Here is a 14,492-nt window from a genome sequence, read left to right as displayed (position 1 = left end):
GGGTGCGGGGCCTTGTCGGGTCCCGCACCCCGGTGCGTTTCGGGGGCCTGTGAAGGCGCCGGCCCTGGTGCGGAGGGGTGCATGGAGCGGTCGCGCCCTTGAGGGCGCCGTCCCGTGTGCCCACCCTCCCCCTAGAGCTTCGCTCTGGGGGGACCCCCACCGCCCTGCGGGACGATTGCCCACACGGGGGGCGTCATCCGCAACATCGTGTCGGTAAGTGCATGGTTCGGGCGGGCGTAGCCTCGGGCTATGAACTCGTACGGAACCTTTCCCGGGGCGCGGCCGCGGCGGCTGCGGACGACTCCTGCCATGCGGCGGATGGTGGCCGAGACGCGGCTGAGCCCGGCCGACCTGATCCTTCCCGCCTTCGTGCGCGAGGGGATCACCGAGCCCCGGCCGATCACCGCGATGCCCGGCGTGGTGCAGCACTCGCGGGACACCCTGCGCAAGGCCGCCGTGGAGGCGCTGGAGGCCGGGGTCTCCGGGATCATGCTCTTCGGCGTCCCCGAGGACGCGAAGAAGGACGCCGTCGGGACCGCCGGGACCGATCCGGACGGGATTCTGCAGGTCGCCATTCGGGACGTCCGCGCGGAGGTCGGCGACGAGCTCGTCATCATGTCCGACCTCTGCCTCGACGAGTACACCGACCACGGGCACTGCGGCGTCCTGGACGAGAACGGGCGCGTCGACAACGACGCGACGCTGGAACGTTACGCCGAGATGGCCCAGGTCCAGGCCGACGCCGGCGTCCACGTCGTCGGTCCCTCCGGGATGATGGACGGCCAGGTCGGGGTGATCCGGGACGCCCTGGACACCATCGGCAAGGAGGACGTGTCGATCCTCGCGTACACCGCCAAGTACTCCTCCGCCTTCTACGGCCCCTTCCGGGAGGCCGTCGGCTCCTCCCTGCAGGGCGACCGCAAGACCTACCAGCAGGACCCGGCCAACCTCCGCGAGTCGCTGCGCGAGCTCGCGCTCGACCTGGAGGAGGGCGCCGACATGGTGATGGTGAAGCCCGCAGGCCCCTACCTGGACGTGCTCGCGAAGGTCGCCGAGTCCGTGGACGTGCCGGTCGCCGCGTACCAGATCAGTGGCGAGTACGCGATGGTCGAGGCCGCCGCCGAGAAGGGCTGGATCGACCGCGACAAGGCCATCCTGGAGACGCTCACCGGGATCAGGCGCGCCGGTGCGCAGATGATCCTGACCTACTGGGCCACCGAGGCCGCCCAGAAGCTCGGGCGTCCCTTCACGGGCTGACCCGCAGGTCGACCGGGGAGCGGTTGGTAAGGGAGGGCCCGGCGGCGCACCCTGGAAGTACCTCAGGAGGTGGTCCTCATGATGCACACGCTCGTGGGATGGCACGTCGAGATGGAGTTCCAGGAGGAAGGCGACCGGACGAGGGCGGCCGCCATGGTGCGGTTGGGTGACGGCACGGAGTTCCGCGCCCACGGCAACGCCCAGCGGCACCCGTCCGACCCGGAGCAGTTGCGGGTCGGCGAGGAGATCGCGGGCGCCCGCGCGCTCATGGATCTCGCCTCGCAGCTTCTTCAGAAGGCCCACATGGAGATCGACGAGGTGTCGGGACGCACGTCCCACCCGATTCGGTGACGGAAAGGCCCCGGCACGGTTTCCCGTGCCGGGGCCTTTCTCAGGTCCCTAGGTCCTCAGGTCCTCGGACCGTACGGATCAGAGGCGCTCGGGCGTCCGGATGCCCAGCAGGGCCATGCCCTGGTGGAGCGTGCGCGCCGTCAGGTCGCAGATGAACAGCCGGTTCTCCGCGATCTCCTTCGGCGGCTCCGGCTTGATGACCGGGCACTGGTCGTAGAACGTCGTGTACAGCGAGGCCAGCTGGTACAGGTACGCCGCCAGCTTGTGCGGGGCGTACTCGGCGGCGGCCTCGGCCACCGTCTCGCCGAACTGGTCCAGGTGCAGACCGAGCGCGCGCTCCGCCGGGGCCAGCTCCAGCTCGGGGTGGGCGACCGGGGTGCGGTCGCCGGCCTTGCCGAAGATCGACTTGATACGCGCGTACGCGTACTGGAGGTACACCGACGTGTCGCCGTTGAGCGACACCATCTGGTCCAGGTCGAACTTGTAGTCCCGCGCCGCCGACGTCGACAGGTCCGCGTACTTGACCGCGCCGATGCCGACCTGGGCACCACGCTCGGCGATCTCGTCCTCGGTCAGGTCGCGCGCCTTCTCGCGGACCACGGACGCGGCCCGGTCGATCGCCTCGTCCAGCAGGTCCACCAGCCGGACCGTCTCGCCCTCACGGGTCTTGAACGGCTTGCCGTCCTTGCCGAGCACCGTGCCGAAGGCCAGCTGGACCGCCTTCACGTCCTCGTTCAGCCAGCCGGCCCGGCGGGCGGTCTCGAAGACCATCTTGAAGTGCAGGGACTGCCGGGCGTCGACCACGTACAGCAGGGTCGTCGCCTTCAGGTTCCCCACCCGGTCCCGGATCGCCGACAGGTCCGTCGCCGCGTAGCCGAAGCCGCCGTCGGACTTCTGGACGATCAGCGGCGTCGGGTTGCCGTCCGGGCCCTTGACGTCGTCGAAGAACACGCAGAGCGCGCCGTTGGAGCGGACCGCGACGCCCGACTCCTCGAGGATGCGGCAGGTCTCCGTCAGCATGTCGTTGTAGCCCGACTCGCCGACGATGTCGGGGTCCCGGATGTCCATGTCCAGCTTCTCGAAGACGGAGAAGAAGTAGATCTTCGACTCGTCGACGAACTTCTGCCACATGGCGAGCGTCTGCGGGTCCCCGGCCTGGAGGTCGACCACCCGGCGACGCGCCCGGGTCTTGAACTCCTCGTCGGAGTCGAAGAACTTCCGCGCGGCCTTGTAGAGGCGGTCGAGGTTCGACATGGCCTCTTCGCCGGAGACCTGGGCGTCCTTGTGGTCCAGCTCGTGCGGGTGCTCCTCCAGGTACTGGATGAGCATGCCGAACTGGGTGCCCCAGTCGCCGATGTGGTGGCGACGGACCACCTTCTCGCCCGTGAACTCCAGGATCTCGACCATCGCGGCGCCGATCACGGCCGACCGGAGGTGGCCGACGTGCATCTCCTTGGCCACGTTCGGCTGGGCGTAGTCGATCACCGTCGTGCCCGCGTCCTCGGCGAACGGCACCCCGAGCCGGTCGTCGAGGGCCCGCGCGGCGAGGGTCTTGATGATCGCCTCGTCCGTGACCGTGATGTTCAGGAAGCCGGGGCCCGAGACCTCGATCTCCTTCAGCACGTCGTTCGCCGGGATTCCGTCGACGACCTTCGTCGCCAGCTCACGCGGGTTGCCCTTGAGCTGCTTGGCGAGCGCCAGGATGCCGTTGGCCTGGAAGTCGGCCCGGTCGCTTCGTCGCAGCAGCGGGTCGGCGGAACCGGCCTCCGGCAGGGCTGCCGAGAGACCTTCCGCGAGACGCTGCTGCACGGTCGAAGCGAGGGAAGGGACCGAGGCCATGAGCTTCCGTTCCTGTCGGTGGTTCGTGGTGGGCTTTATCGCTTGTCAAGTGTCCCATGGGCGGGCAACGTGTTTTCTCCACCTGTGGACAACTTCAGGGCTGTGGACAACCTCGGGGTGGCCGCTTTCGTCTGGGAGAATGGCCGACGTAAGGCTGCAAGGCGTCGAGGGAATCAAGGAAGAAGGACGTACCGACCGTGGCTCAGAGCAGCACAGAGACCGACTGGGTCTCCCGTTTCGCGGACGAGGTCATCGCCGAGTCGGAGCGACGTGCGCCTGGCAAACCGGTCGTCGTCGCCTCCGGACTCTCCCCCTCCGGCCCGATCCACCTCGGCAACCTCCGCGAGGTCATGACCCCGCACCTGGTCGCCGACGAGATCCGCCGGCGCGGCCACGAGGTCCGGCACCTCATCTCCTGGGACGACTACGACCGGTACCGCAAGGTGCCGAACGGCGTCGAGGGCATCGACCAGTCCTGGGCCGAGCACATCGGCAAGCCGCTGACCTCCGTCCCGGCCCCCGCCGGTTCGGCGTACGCGAACTGGGCCGAGCACTTCAAGGCCGCCATGGTCGAGGCGCTCGCCGAGCTGGGCGTCGAGTACGACCCGATCAGCCAGACGGAGCAGTACACGGCGGGCACCTACCGCGAGCAGATCCTGCACGCCATGAAGCACCGCGGCGACATCGACGCCATCCTCGACCAGTACCGGACGAAGAAGGCGCCGAAGAAGCAGTCGCAGAAGCCCGTCGACGCCGCCGAGCTGGAGGCCGAGGAGGGTTCCGGCGCGGCCGACGAGGACGACGGCTCCGGCGGCACCGGCGGCTACTACCCGTACAAGCCGTACTGCGGCCGCTGCGAGAAGGACCTGACGGCCGTCACGTCGTACGACGACGAGACGACCGAGCTCGCCTACACCTGCGCGGACTGCGGCTTCGCCGAGACCGTGAAGCTCAGCGAGTTCAACCGCGGCAAGCTGGTCTGGAAGGTCGACTGGCCCATGCGCTGGGCGTTCGAGGGCGTCATCTTCGAGCCGTCCGGGGTGGACCACTCGTCCCCCGGCTCGTCGTTCGTCGTCGGCGGCCAGATCGTCCGCGAGATCTTCGACGGCGTCCAGCCGATCGGCCCCATGTACGCCTTCGTCGGCATCAGCGGCATGGCCAAGATGTCCTCCTCGAAGGGCGGCGTGCCCACCCCGGCCGACGCACTGAAGATCATGGAGGCGCCGCTGCTGCGCTGGCTCTACGCCCGCCGCAAGCCCAACCAGTCCTTCAAGATCGCCTTCGACCAGGAGATCCAGCGGCTCTACGACGAGTGGGACAAGCTGGAGGCCAAGGTCGCCGACGGCACCGTGCTCCCGGCGGACGCCGCCGCGCACACGCGTGCCGCCCGCACCGCCGCCGGTGAGCTGCCGCGCACCCCGCGCCCGCTGCCGTACCGCACGCTCGCCTCGGTCATGGACATCACCGCCGGCCACGACGAGCAGACCCTCCGGATCCTCACCGAGCTGGACCCGGAGCAGCCGGTGACCAGCCTCGACGAGGTCCGGCCCCGCCTGGACCGCGCCGAGAACTGGATCACCACCCAGGTCCCGGCCGACCAGCGCACCATCGTCCGCGACGAGCCCGACACCGAGCTTCTCGGCTCCCTCGACGACGAGGGCCGCGAGTCCCTGCGCCTCCTCCTGGAGGGCCTGGACACGCACTGGTCCCTGGACGGCCTCACCACGCTCGTCTACGGCGTCCCGAAGGTCATGGCGGGCCTCGACCCCGAGGCCAAGCCGACCCCGGAGCTGAAGGTCGCCCAGCGCTCCTTCTTCGCCCTGCTCTACAAGCTCCTCGTCAGCCGCGAGACCGGGCCCCGCCTGCCCACCCTCCTCCTCGCGGTCGGTGCGGGTCGGGTGCGCAAGCTGCTCGGCGCGTAACCGAACGGATGTGACGACGGGCCGCCACCGGGTTCCGGTGACGGCCCTTCGCCGTGCTTCTGCGACCTTCGGAGTAGACCCGGTTCCGACGTGCGCACGACGAAACGCGGCGCCCCGCGCGAGACCGTGAAGACATGAAGAACGAAGCCATCGCAATCATCGGCTGGGTCGCCCTCATCCAGGGCGGACTCGGCGCCGGCGGGCAGATCTTCGGCGACAAGGCCTGGGGCCTGCTCCAGAAGTGGTGGGAGATCTCCACCGCCGGATACATCGTCCTCGCCCTCGCAGGACTCGCGCTCGCCCTCTGGGGCGAGGGCGCGAAGAAGCGGGCCAAGGCCTGAGCGAGGCGGCAGTCGCCGTTCAGGCGATGTGGTCCTCCGACAGCTCCCGTTCCATGCGCTGCCGCAGACCCGGCATCCACTGCCGGAGCAGCGAGGCACTGCGCGGGTGATGGACGCCGTACCGGTCGCTCAGCAGTATGTCGAGCTGCTCCACGCTCGGCGGAAGTTCGTTCTCCCCGTAGTACGTCAGCAGCGCCTTGTACGCCGCCTCCGCGAACTCCTCCAGGGGCGGTTCCTGGTCGACGTACTCCGGGTACTCCTCGAACTGCTCCGCGCCCTGCTCCTGGCGCGGGTCGGGGATCGGGAGCTCCTCCGGGCCGTAGGGCACCGCCACAGGCGTGGGCTCCAGGCCTTCGACGATCTGGGGCGCGTACGCCCCCTCGTACGCCTCCTGTTGCATCTGCTGGGCATGGAACCACGGGTTCCCCTGGCTCCCCTGGTTCGCGTCCTGCTGCGGGCCCTGCTCCTGAGGCTGCTCCTCGGCCTGGCCCTGCGGAAGCTGGGGCGCCATCGGTGCCACCGGTGCCGGAACCGCCACCGGCTCCGCCTGCGCGACCACCGGCTGCGGGGGCAGCAGCATCGGCTCCACGCCGGCCGCCGCGAGACCGGCCGCGGCCGTCTCCGCGAGCGGAACGCCGTACTTCGCGAGCCGCAGCGGCATCAGGGCCTCGACGGGCGCCTTGCGACGCCACGCACGCCCGAACCGGGCCTGCAGCCGCGCCTGGTAGATCAGCCGGTCCTGCTCCAGCTTGATGACCTGCTCGTACGAGCGCAGCTCCCAGAGCTTCATCCGCCGCCACAGCCGGAACGTCGGGATCGGCGACAGCAGCCAACGCGTGAGCCGCACGCCCTCCATGTGCTTGTCGGCGGTGATGTCGGCTATTCGGCCCACCGCGTGACGCGCGGCCTCCACCGCTACCACGAACAGCACCGGGATCACCGCGTGCATACCGACACCCAGCGGGTCCGGCCACGCCGCCGCGCCGTTGAACGCGATCGTCGCCGCCGTCAGCACCCACGCCGTCTGGCGCAGCAGGGGGAACGGGATCCGGATCCACGTCAGCAGCAGATCCAGTGCGAGCAGCACACAGATACCGGCGTCGATACCGATCGGGAAGAAGTACGAGAAGGTGCCGAAGCCCTTCTCCACGGCGAGCTCGCGCACAGCTGCGTACGAACCCGCGAAACCGATGCCGGCGATGACCACCGCACCGGCGATCACCACGCCAATCAGCACCTTGTGCGTGCGTGTCAGCTGCACCGCGGCCACCCGCGATCCCCTCCCGTCAATCCACATCTCGCGGGCACAGCGTGGCACATGCGCGAGGAGCCCGGCCCCCGGGGGAGGGACAGGCTCCTCGAAAACACGTGCAAAATCGGGTGTACGCGACGTGAACGCGCTCCCCGACGGCCTGCTCGGCCGCTGCTTGTCCGCTACTTGTTCGCCGCCGCGACCGCCGCGACCGCCTCCTTCGAGGCCTTCACCGCGCCGTCCATCACCGTCTTGTCGGAGGGGGCGTCCGCACCCGCGTACCCGGCGCCGTTGTACGTCAGCAGCACCAGCACGTTGCCCGTGCGGGCGACGACCGAGACGTACTTGAAGTCCTCGTCCGTCTTCTTCAGCTCGTACGCCACCGTCTTCGCCTGCTCGCCGATGCCCGAGGCGTCCGCCGTACGGATCTTCTTCGCGCCCTCGGTGGCCTCGACCTTCGCCAGCTCCTTGGCGAAGTTGGTCTGGGCGCGCTCCTGGCCGCTGCCGAGCGAGCCGTCCGAGGCGTAGCGGTAGAACGAGACGTCGAGCCAGCGGTACTGCGAGCCCTTCACGCCCTTGTCGTCCAGACCGTTCCACGAGCAGCCGCCACGGCTCTCGACATCGCTGGACGGCGCCGCCGTACCGTTCTTCGCCTTCGCCTTCGGCACCAGAGCCGCGGTCGTCTGGGCGGTGATCGACTTGCAGACATCGGGCAGCTTCGCGAACTTCGCGGGCTCGACCGTCTTCGTCGACTGCGAGGCGTTCGGCGCCGACGACGCGGAACCCTTGCCCTTGTCCGGGGTGCCCGAGGCGCCGTCGGAGTCGGAGGAGCAGCCGGCGACGACGAGCATCACCGGGACGGCTGCGCAGGCGAGTATGCGGGTGAGTCGCGGGGCTGATCGGTGCATGGTTCCTTCAGTCGCTTGTCGTACGGTCCGGTCAGGAGGGGGTACGCCGACACGTTACGTGGTCCGGGAACGGGCGCGGAGGGACTCCCGGACGCCCGTCCCGCGGCTACTCCTCCAGGCGCTCGGCGAGCAGCCGGGCCAGATTCCGGGCCTTTTCCTGCAGTTCCTGGCTGTCGGGGGCCTCCGCGGAACCCGTCGTCTGCTCGACGTACTCGACCGTCACGATCACGTTGGATGTGCGGAACACCACGCTGACCGTGCGGTGCCGGCCGTTCGCGCCGCCCGCGCTGAGCGCGTCGTCGAGGAACGCCACCTGACCGAGACCCTGCAGGACGCGGGGCTCCAGACCGGTGGTGGGGGCGGTGGTGGGCGTGGGGGGCGCGGTGCCGGTGGGGGTGCCCGAGGGCGTGCCCTGGGGGGTGCCGGGGGCCGTCGTGGCGCTCGGGGTGCCGGTCGCCGTGGAGCCGGGGGTGCCCGTGCCGCTCGGGGTGGTGCCCGTCGGGGGCGGCGGGGGCTGGGGGAGGTCCGCGGCGAGCTGCTTGCCGGCGAAGACCTCCTGCGCGCGGTCGTCGTCGCTCACGGCCGGGTCGTACGACACCACCCGCTCGATGTCGAGCCGCAGCCGGTGCATCGAGTCGGGCGTGTCCGCCTTCCAGCTGCAGCCGACCCTGCGGTCGGTGTCGTACGTGACGGAGGCCGTGCCGCGGTACGCGGCGTCCCGCTCGTCGTCGGGGAGCTCGGTGGCGCCGGGGAGCAGGTCGCGGAGGGTGTTCTGCGGGACCGCGCCGCAGGGTTCGAAGAGTGTGCGGTAGCGGCCTGGGGGCGCGGCGGGGGCGGCCGGGCCGGCCTTGGAGTCGACCGCGCCGGTGCCCGCCCCGCTGCCGGCGGAGCATCCGGTGAGCCCGAGGACGAGCGCGGCGCAGAGCGCCGTCAGACCGGGTACGTACGCCTGTCGCTGCACGCTCGCAGGCTCCCTTCTCCCGAGGACTCCCCGAAAACCCTTTGCCGCCGGAGACCGGTCGGTGGACACAATGTCTATCGCACGCGCTGCCGTTGATGCCGGTCCGTCGTCACCTGTACGGGCCTTGGAACCGGTTTTTGCGTTATCAGGCTTTTTGGGGGAATCGAGGAAGTATGTCGTATGTAGAGGTACCGGGTGCGAAGGTGCCCATCCGGATGTGGACCGATCCTTCCATGATCGACGAGGGCGCGATGCGCCAGCTCCACAACACGGCCACCCTTCCGTGGATCAAGGGCCTCGCTGTGATGCCGGACGTGCACTACGGCAAGGGCGCCACGGTCGGTTCGGTGATCGCCATGCAAGGGGCGGTGTGTCCGGCGGCGGTGGGCGTGGACATCGGCTGCGGGATGTCGGCGGTGAAGACTTCCCTGACGGCGAACGACCTGCCGGGGGACCTGTCGCGGCTGCGGTCGAAGATCGAGCAGGCGATTCCGGTGGGGCGTGGGATGCACCGCGACATGGTGGATCCGACGAGGCTCTACCAGTTCGGGACGAAGGGGTGGGACGACCTGTGGTCGCGGTTCGACGGGATCGCGGAATCGGTCAAGTTCCGTCACGAGCGTGCCGAGAAGCAGATGGGAACGCTCGGGAGCGGTAACCACTTCGTCGAGTTCTGTCTCGATGAGGAGGGGTCCGTCTGGCTGATGCTGCACTCCGGTTCGCGGAACATCGGCAAGGAGCTTGCCGAGTACCACATCGGTGAGGCGCAGAAGCTGCCGCACAACCAGGGTCTGGTCGACCGGGACCTGGCCGTCTTCGTCGCGGACACCCCGCAGATGGCGGCGTACCGGAACGATCTCTTCTGGGCGCAGGAGTACGCGAAGTACAACCGCGCGGTCATGATGGCGCTCTTCCAGGAGGTCGTGCGCCGGGAGTTCCGCAAGGCGAAGGTGACCTTCGACCCGGTGATCTCCTGCCACCACAACTACGTGGCGGAGGAGCGGTACGAGGGCATGGACCTGCTTGTCACCCGTAAGGGAGCGATCCGGGCCGGCTCCGGCGACTTCGGGATCATCCCGGGGTCGATGGGCACGGGCTCGTACATCGTGAAGGGGCTCGGCAACGACGCCTCCTTCAACTCGGCCTCGCACGGCGCCGGCCGGAAGATGAGCCGGTCCGCGGCGAAGCGGCGCTTCTCTACGCGGGACCTGGAGGAGCAGACGCGGGGCGTGGAGTGCCGTAAGGACTCCGGTGTCGTGGACGAGATCCCGGGTGCGTACAAGCCGATCGAGAAGGTCATGGAGCAGCAGCGGGACCTGGTCGAGGTCGTCGCCAAGCTGAAGCAGGTCATCTGTGTGAAGGGCTGAGCGTGTGGCGAGGCGTTGAGTGTGCGGTGAGGCGTTGAGTGCGCGGCGGCGAGGGACGGGGGACGTCCTCGCCGCCGCGCACTTCGTGTGCGTCGGGCACTCGCGTACGCCGCGCACGTCGCGGCGACCGGCCGGTGTCGTCAGAGTTCGCGGTGGACCTTGGTGTTGGAGGCCTGGGCACGGGGGCGGACGACGAGGAGGTCGATGTTGACGTGCGGGGGGCGGGTGCAGGCCCAGGTGATGGTGTCGGCGACGTCGTCGGCCGTGAGGGGCTCGGCCACGCCCGCGTAGACCTTGGCGGCCTTCTCGGTGTCGCCGCGGAAGCGGGTGGTGGCGAACTCGTCGGTCTTGACCATGCCGGGGGCGATCTCGATGACGCGGACGGGGGTGCCGACGATCTCCAGGCGGAGGGTCTCGGCGAGCACGCGGGCGCCGTTCTTGGCGGCGACGTAGCCCGCGCCGCCCTCGTAGGTGGAGTGGCCGGCGGTGGAGGAGAGGACGACGACCGTGCCGTCGCCGCTCGCGGTGAGGGCCGGGAGCAGGGCCTGGGTGACGTTCAGCGTGCCGATGACGTTGACCTCGTACATCTGGCGCCAGTCGTCGGGGTCGCCGGTGGCGACGGGGTCGGCGCCGAGGGCGCCGCCGGCGTTGTTGACGAGCACGGCGAGGGTGCGGAACGCGGTCGCGAACTCCTCGACGGCGGCGCGGTCGGTGACGTCGAGGGCGTAGGCGGTGGCCTGGTGGCCCGCTTCGACGATCTCGGCGGCGAGGGCCTCGACGCGGTCCTTGCGGCGGGCGGTCAGGACCACGCGGTATCCGGCGGCGGCGAGCTGCTTGGCCGTGGCGGCGCCGATGCCGCCGCTCGCTCCGGTGACGACGGCGATGGGGGTACCGGCGGCGGTCATGACGTGCTCCTCGCGCATGTGGTCGATTGTGTCGATCGCGTGGTCAGGATAGGTCGGGGCGGTCGGGGCGGTCGGGGCGGTCGGGGCGGTCGGCGGCCGCGGGGTGTCATCGGACACGCTGGCTGATGGATAGTCAGAAAATGTGCCGATTCGTCGGTATCTTCTGACTATGGGTGCGATGCGCAAGGTTCTGCTCGGTGTGGTTCTCGCGGGCGTGATGGTGGTCGGTACGGGTGGTGGTGCGGGTGCCCGTGCTGTGGGGGATGAGGCCGATCTGGCTCATCATGGGCATCTCTCCCTGTGGGAGTGGCGGATCGGGGTGCGGCTGGTCAGTGAGAACCACGGGCCGTCGGACGTGTCCCAGGCGACGGTGCGGCTGGCCTTCTCCGAGCCGATGGCAGGTGGGCAGGAGCTGCCGCCGTCCTGCCTGTGGGGGAGCGACCGGGTGGTCGTCTGCCGGACGGGTGAGCTGCGGGCCGCGGGGGCGGCGGAGGAACTGGCGCTGGAGCTGCGGACGGCGGCGTCCCCGGACGAGGTCACCGTCGACATCTCCACGATGTGGCTGGACGGGGCCGTCGACGGGAACCCCCGGAACGATCGGCATCGCGTGCTCGTGCTCGCCACGGGTGATCCGTATGTCTTCTGATGTCCTCTGACGCCTTCTGATGTCTCTGGGTCGCGTGGTCAGTAGGTGTAGCCGTCGGGGCGGACCAGGAGTGCCGTGGTGCGGGTGGGGTCGGTCCAGGTGGCCCGGACGAGGCGGGGCGGTGTGGTGGGGGCGGCGGCCGGGAGGTCGGGTGTGGTGCCTTCGGGGGCGATCAGGACGAACTCGCCGGCCCGCAGCAGTTCGTAGAGCCTGCCCTCGCGCAGCTTCAGGTCGGAGACGCGTCGGTGGGCCCGGCCGTAGTCGATGCCGACGCCGCTGATCATGCCCATCGCCTTGGCTGAGGCCGCGGGCACCTTGCCGAGCAGCTGCGCGGCGAGGGCGCGGGCGGTGCGCAGGAGGGGGCCGCGGGCCATGGCGAGGCGGAGGATGGCGCCGCTGCTGCGAAGCACCGCCGCGCCGACGGGGTGCCGTTCGGCCTGGTAGCTGTCGAGGAGGGCCTCGGGGTCGGGGGCGTCGCCGTGGAGGACGGCGGCGAGCTTCCAGGAGAGGTTGGTGGCGTCCTGGAGGCCGGTGTTCATGCCCTGGCCGCCGGCGGGGGAGTGGACGTGGGCGGCGTCGCCGGCGAGGAAGGCGCGGCCGACGCGGTAGCGGGGTGCCTGGCGTTCGTCGCTGTGGAAGCGGGAGATCCAGCGGGGGTCGTGCATGCCGTAGTCGGTGCCGAAGGCGAGGCGGGTGATCTCGCGGACCTCGTCGAGGTCGACGGGGTCGCTGTCGGGGACCTGGCGGGTGCGGTTCCAGCCCATGACGCGGTACCAGCCGTCGCCGAAGGGGGCGATGAAGGCGAAGGCGTCGTCCACTCCGTTGACGCGGAGCAGGTCCTCGGGTTCCTCGGCGAGGCGGACGTCGGCGAGGACGAGGGAGCGGATCGCCGCGGTCCCGGGGAAGGGCAGGCCGAGCGCGGTCCGGACGGCGCTGCGGGCGCCGTCGGTGCCGACGAGATAGCGGGCGTGGAGGGTGAGCGGGGTGTCGTCGGCGTCGGTGGCCTCGACGGTGACCCGGTCGGCGTCCTGGGTGAGTCCGCGCAGCCGCGTGCCGTACCGGATGTCCACACCTGTGGATCGCGCCCGGCGTTCGAGGACCCGCTCGACTTCGTACTGGGGGATGACGAGCAGGTACGGGAAGCGGGAGGGGAGCCGGGTCAGGTCGAGCGCGGGGCGGCCGAAGAGCCGCAGCCGGGTGATGGGGGTGCCGGTCGCGACGAGCTCGTCGGCGAGGCCGCGGGCGTCGAGCTGCTCCAGGGTGCGGGCGTGCACGGCGAAGGCCCGGGTGATGTTGCTGATGCCCTGGGGTCGGCGTTCGAGGAGGGTGACGCGCAGGCCCGCGGCGGCGAGGTCGCCGGCGAGGAGCATCCCGGTGGGGCCCGCGCCGACGACGAGGACGTCCGTGTCGACGGCGTCCGTGCGCGGGGAGTCTGCGTGGGGGGAGTCGGTGTCGCGGTGGTTCATGGCTGCCTCCAGGTGGGTGCGTGCGCCATCAACGGTCGTTTGCCAACGGTTGTTGGTCAACGCTTGTTGGCAACGGTAGAGCCGTCCGGTCTGGTGCGTCAACACCTGTTGGCCTACAGTTGTTGGCATGACGACCGCCCGCCGCTCCGACGCCACCCGCGCCGCGATCCTCGAGGCCGCCCGCGAACGCTTCGCGTCCGACGGCTACGAGCGCGCCACCATCCGGGCCATCGCCCGTGACGCCGGAATCGACCCGTCGATGGTGATGCGCTACTACGGCAGCAAGGAGGGGCTGTTCACCGCGGCGTCCGACTTCGAGCTGGACCTGCCCGAACTCGCCGCCCTGCCGTCCCGGCACATCGGCGCGGTCCTGGTCACGCACTTCCTCGAACGTTGGGAGCGTGACGACGTCCTGACCGCGCTCCTGCGGGTCGGGGTCACCAACCCGGCGGGCGTCGAGCGCATGCAGGCGATCTTCGAGGCGCAGCTCGGTCCGATCACCCGGGGGGTCTGCCCGGACCCCGCGCAGGCGCCGAGGCGGGCCGCGCTGGTCGCCTCGCAGATACTCGGCATGGCCCTCACCCGCTATGTGCTGCGGCTGCCGCCCGCGGTCGAGATGTCCACGGACGAGATCGTCGCCTGGCTGGGCCCGACCGTCCAGCGCTACCTGACGGCCCCGGAGCCGTAGAGGCGGGGTGTCCGCGGGACTGAGGTGCCTGCGGCGCCGAGGCGTCGCAGGGGAGAGCGCCCGCGGGAGTCTGCTTCGTACACTTTCTGTATGCCGCAGAAGAATTCCGCCCGGCGCGACGGCCTCATGAGCGAGCTGTACGACGAGTCCCGCCGCTACATGGCCGCCTACGCGCTCTTCAACCAGGCCGTCGCCGATCATCTGCGGCTCCACCCGACCGACGTGCAGTGCCTGAACCTGCTCTCCCTGGAGTCCGGCCCCGTGACCACAGGGCGGATCGCCGAACTGACCGGGCTGACCACCGGCTCCGCGACCCGGCTCGTCGACCGTCTGGAGCGGGCCGGGTACCTCACGCGCGAGCGGGACTCCGAGGACCGGCGGCGGGTGCTCGTCACCGTCGTGCCGGAGCGGATGGCGGAGCTGGGCGCGTTCTGGCGGCGGCTCAACGGCGCCTGGGGCACCATGTTCGACGCCTACAGCGACGCCGAAGTCGCCCTGCTCATCGCCCATATGAAGCGGACGGTGGAGCTCGGCGCGGCCCAGGTCGAGCGGTTGCGCACGGGCGACCTCGACTGACGGAGCGGCCGGC

14 protein-coding genes are annotated in these 14,492 nt (G+C 70.3%); 8 read left to right on the top strand and 6 right to left on the bottom strand.

From position 1 onward, the window contains the following. The first annotated feature begins 249 nt into the window (after positions 1-249). Together hemB and AB0F56_RS34830 are read left to right on the top strand one after the other, a co-directional pair. Entirely contained in the window at positions 250-1,257 is a 1,008-nt protein-coding gene (gene hemB, locus AB0F56_RS34835; RefSeq protein ID WP_362017154.1) for a porphobilinogen synthase, read from the top strand. 81 nt (positions 1,258-1,338) lie between these two features. Beyond that, on the top strand, positions 1,339-1,608 hold the full coding sequence (locus AB0F56_RS34830; protein WP_362017186.1) for a DUF1876 domain-containing protein: 270 nt from the start codon (positions 1,339-1,341) through the stop codon (positions 1,606-1,608). 78 nt (positions 1,609-1,686) lie between these two features. On the opposite strand, the gene argS is transcribed toward AB0F56_RS34830, so the two are convergent. Then, a complete protein-coding gene (gene argS / locus AB0F56_RS34825; RefSeq protein ID WP_362017152.1) occupies positions 1,687-3,447 on the bottom strand; it encodes an arginine--tRNA ligase in 1,761 nt (586 codons plus the stop codon). Positions 3,448-3,644: 197 nt separating this feature from the next. Here argS and lysS point away from each other — a divergent pair, with 197 nt between their 5' ends. Beyond that, positions 3,645-5,369, top strand: coding sequence for a lysine--tRNA ligase (gene lysS, locus AB0F56_RS34820; RefSeq protein WP_362017150.1), 1,725 nt, complete (start codon positions 3,645-3,647; stop codon positions 5,367-5,369). Between the two features lie 134 nt (positions 5,370-5,503). After that, entirely contained in the window at positions 5,504-5,710 is a 207-nt protein-coding gene (locus AB0F56_RS34815; RefSeq protein WP_362017149.1) for a hypothetical protein, read from the top strand. Between the two features lie 19 nt (positions 5,711-5,729). On the opposite strand, the gene AB0F56_RS34810 is transcribed toward AB0F56_RS34815, so the two are convergent. The 3 genes from AB0F56_RS34810 to AB0F56_RS34800 form a co-directional block, all read right to left on the bottom strand. Continuing rightward, complete coding sequence (locus tag AB0F56_RS34810) at positions 5,730-6,980, bottom strand: DUF2637 domain-containing protein (protein ID WP_362017147.1); 1,251 nt, start codon at positions 6,978-6,980, stop codon at positions 5,730-5,732. A 164-nt stretch (positions 6,981-7,144) separates the two neighbouring features. Beyond that, positions 7,145-7,870, bottom strand: a complete 726-nt coding sequence (locus AB0F56_RS34805) for a DUF3558 family protein (RefSeq protein WP_362017146.1) — start codon at positions 7,868-7,870, stop codon at positions 7,145-7,147. A 106-nt stretch (positions 7,871-7,976) separates the two neighbouring features. Beyond that, positions 7,977-8,831 carry a DUF3558 domain-containing protein gene (locus AB0F56_RS34800; protein WP_362017144.1) on the bottom strand — a complete coding sequence of 285 codons (855 nt, stop codon included), beginning with the start codon at positions 8,829-8,831 and terminating at the stop codon, positions 7,977-7,979. Positions 8,832-9,004: 173 nt separating this feature from the next. Between AB0F56_RS34800 and AB0F56_RS34795 the strand changes: the two genes are divergently transcribed. Next, positions 9,005-10,198: an RtcB family protein gene (locus AB0F56_RS34795; RefSeq protein WP_362017142.1), complete on the top strand. Its 1,194-nt coding sequence runs from the start codon at positions 9,005-9,007 to the stop codon at positions 10,196-10,198. Positions 10,199-10,338: 140 nt separating this feature from the next. On the opposite strand, the gene AB0F56_RS34790 is transcribed toward AB0F56_RS34795, so the two are convergent. Continuing rightward, positions 10,339-11,103 (bottom strand): SDR family NAD(P)-dependent oxidoreductase, encoded by a 765-nt coding sequence (locus tag AB0F56_RS34790; protein ID WP_362017184.1) that lies wholly within the window; start codon positions 11,101-11,103, stop codon positions 10,339-10,341. Between the two features lie 178 nt (positions 11,104-11,281). On the opposite strand from AB0F56_RS34790, the gene AB0F56_RS34785 reads away from it, so the two are divergent. Continuing rightward, complete coding sequence (locus AB0F56_RS34785) at positions 11,282-11,749, top strand: hypothetical protein (RefSeq protein ID WP_362017141.1); 468 nt, start codon at positions 11,282-11,284, stop codon at positions 11,747-11,749. Positions 11,750-11,787: 38 nt separating this feature from the next. Here the strand turns inward: AB0F56_RS34785 and AB0F56_RS34780 are convergent, their stop codons facing one another. Next, complete coding sequence (locus AB0F56_RS34780; RefSeq protein ID WP_362017139.1) at positions 11,788-13,215, bottom strand: FAD-dependent monooxygenase; 1,428 nt, start codon at positions 13,213-13,215, stop codon at positions 11,788-11,790. Between the two features lie 127 nt (positions 13,216-13,342). Between AB0F56_RS34780 and AB0F56_RS34775 the strand changes: the two genes are divergently transcribed. Next, positions 13,343-13,903, top strand: coding sequence for a TetR family transcriptional regulator (locus tag AB0F56_RS34775; protein WP_362017137.1), 561 nt, complete (start codon positions 13,343-13,345; stop codon positions 13,901-13,903). A gap of 90 nt (positions 13,904-13,993) precedes the next feature. Further along, positions 13,994-14,479, top strand: coding sequence for a MarR family transcriptional regulator (locus AB0F56_RS34770; protein ID WP_362017135.1), 486 nt, complete (start codon positions 13,994-13,996; stop codon positions 14,477-14,479). Positions 14,480-14,492: the final 13 nt, after the last annotated feature.

This window comes from Streptomyces sp. NPDC026092, assembly GCF_040638605.1.
Lineage (GTDB): Bacteria > Actinomycetota > Actinomycetes > Streptomycetales > Streptomycetaceae > Streptomyces.
The sequence above is the reverse complement of the archived record's forward strand: the minus strand, read 5'-3'. Positions and strand labels throughout refer to the sequence as shown.

Excerpts from the sequence above, each read along its gene's own strand:
- AB0F56_RS34815 (WP_362017149.1), top strand. The coding sequence starts at position 5,504 with ATGAAGAACGAAGCCATCGCAATCATCGGCTGGGTCGCCCTCATCCAG.
- AB0F56_RS34770 (WP_362017135.1), top strand. The coding sequence starts at position 13,994 with ATGCCGCAGAAGAATTCCGCCCGGCGCGACGGCCTCATGAGCGAGCTG.
- AB0F56_RS34790 (WP_362017184.1), bottom strand. The coding sequence starts at position 11,103 with ATGACCGCCGCCGGTACCCCCATCGCCGTCGTCACCGGAGCGAGCGGC.
- AB0F56_RS34775 (WP_362017137.1), top strand. The coding sequence starts at position 13,343 with ATGACGACCGCCCGCCGCTCCGACGCCACCCGCGCCGCGATCCTCGAG.
- AB0F56_RS34830 (WP_362017186.1), top strand. The coding sequence starts at position 1,339 with ATGCACACGCTCGTGGGATGGCACGTCGAGATGGAGTTCCAGGAGGAA.
- AB0F56_RS34795 (WP_362017142.1), top strand. The coding sequence starts at position 9,005 with ATGTCGTATGTAGAGGTACCGGGTGCGAAGGTGCCCATCCGGATGTGG.
- AB0F56_RS34785 (WP_362017141.1), top strand. The coding sequence starts at position 11,282 with ATGCGCAAGGTTCTGCTCGGTGTGGTTCTCGCGGGCGTGATGGTGGTC.
- AB0F56_RS34805 (WP_362017146.1), bottom strand. The coding sequence starts at position 7,870 with ATGCACCGATCAGCCCCGCGACTCACCCGCATACTCGCCTGCGCAGCC.
- hemB (WP_362017154.1), top strand. The coding sequence starts at position 250 with ATGAACTCGTACGGAACCTTTCCCGGGGCGCGGCCGCGGCGGCTGCGG.
- AB0F56_RS34780 (WP_362017139.1), bottom strand. The coding sequence starts at position 13,215 with ATGAACCACCGCGACACCGACTCCCCCCACGCAGACTCCCCGCGCACG.
- argS (WP_362017152.1), bottom strand. The coding sequence starts at position 3,447 with ATGGCCTCGGTCCCTTCCCTCGCTTCGACCGTGCAGCAGCGTCTCGCG.